The organism is Limosilactobacillus antri DSM 16041, assembly GCF_000160835.1.
In the GTDB taxonomy this organism is placed as follows: domain Bacteria; phylum Bacillota; class Bacilli; order Lactobacillales; family Lactobacillaceae; genus Limosilactobacillus; species Limosilactobacillus antri.
The window spans coordinates 1-1,508 of record NZ_GG700747.1 but is presented as its reverse complement, the minus strand read 5'-3'; the positions used below and the strand labels follow the sequence as shown (position 1 = coordinate 1,508).

The window sequence follows — 1,508 nt, the reverse complement described above, 5'->3', positions numbered from 1 at the left end:
GGACATTATCAACCGCTAAATTACAAGCCAGTTAGTCCAAGCTACTACTTAAAGACGGCCTTTAGTAACGCAATCATGACCGCCCTATATGCCCATGATGAAGATTACGAACGACAAAAACAGGCACGCGGCTTAAAAGAGACCGAGTGGGAAATGACGAAAAAGCAGCGGCAACACCAAACCCGGAACCGGCATGAAGATGGGGGTATGCACTTGTGATCTGCCATTATCAAACAAAAATTGGACATTCTCGGTCATAGATTTAACAATCAATCACTTATAATTTACCTAATTCGGTAGCCCCACTAAAAATTTTTAATTTCTTCTTGACATTTTTATGAGAAATTTTTAACTGGTGTAAGGCAAGGTACAGTTCGTCAGCCATTTGGTCAATTGAATAGCCGGGAGTTAAATGATCACGCCGGTCAACCACTTATTACCCCGACTAAAGGTAATGTAATCCATGTGATAGCCATTGACTATTATGCTTTTATTCTTAGCATTATACATATTTGTCCATACCACCTTATAAAAGAGATGCTTGCTTCGTTTAAAATTAATGAAGATCGCAAAGATGAATAAAGCTGTTATTTTACTATTTCGTTGGCATAATGTGCGAAATGAACCAGTGAAGCACCATTATCTTTGAGCTTTTGCCAGCTGGCTGTTATGACCGGGTTATTATATAACGGTACTTGGTCCTGCGGGTAAAGGTCGCCAACGAATGCTTCCCCGCTATCCAGCACTAAGGAAACCGAGTCATTCGTATGTCCGGGAGTATTGATAATTACACCTGGAATACCACAGGAAGCCAGGAAGCGACGACTTTGACTAATTTTGACTACCCTAATTTTATGATCATTGATTGGCTGAAACGCTGGATTATTTTCCTTATAGAAGATATGGTCACTTTGATGGATGTATTTTTGTTGGCAATCCATCACGATTAGCCTTATGCCAATCCGCATCAAATCGGCCGCAATGCCCATGTGGTCAGGATGGTAGTGGGTTATGATCAGGTAATCAATTCCTTGGGCCGTTAACTTTTTCTGCCCTAAAGCATGGTAAAATGCCGGTAGCTTTCCGGCCCAGTCGGTATCGATTAGCAGTGATTTAGAAGTTCCCCCTAGTAAATAACATTTGGTATTGCCGTATTTTAGTTGCGTTACTTTGACAGTGCTATTTTTCAATGCCATCCGTTCCTTTCGCTTTTTATGCTATTATAGCGGCACTAGAAAAAATTCAGCAAGCAAACCCCATGGAGGAATCTGCTTGCCGAAAAACTATTCAAATGTGTACAATCGTCTTCAACCTAATGGCCACGATGCTTTTCGCGATGCTTCTTAACGCGCTGCAAGTAACGTGTCTCTTTTAAGCCGTGTGCCTGTTTTTGTCGTTGGTAATCTTCATCATGGGCATATAGGGCGGTCATGATTGCGTTACTAAAGGCTGTCTTTAAGTAGTAGCTTGGACTAACTGGCTTGTAATTTAGCGGTTGATAATGTCCC

1 protein-coding gene and 2 pseudogenes are annotated in these 1,508 nt (G+C 41.4%); 1 reads left to right on the top strand and 2 read right to left on the bottom strand.

Going from position 1 to position 1,508, the window contains the following annotated elements; translation table 11 throughout:
- Positions 1–219, top strand: a pseudogene (locus tag HMPREF0494_RS10680) (MobQ family relaxase); the annotation flags it as partial.
- 368 nt (positions 220–587) lie between these two features.
- Here HMPREF0494_RS10680 and HMPREF0494_RS10675 read toward each other — a convergent pair.
- Positions 588–1,196, bottom strand: coding sequence for an MBL fold metallo-hydrolase (locus HMPREF0494_RS10675; RefSeq protein WP_007124992.1), 609 nt, complete (start codon positions 1,194–1,196; stop codon positions 588–590).
- Positions 1,197–1,312: 116 nt separating this feature from the next.
- Positions 1,313–1,508 (bottom strand): annotated as a pseudogene (locus HMPREF0494_RS10670) (nicking enzyme TraA protein); the annotation flags it as partial.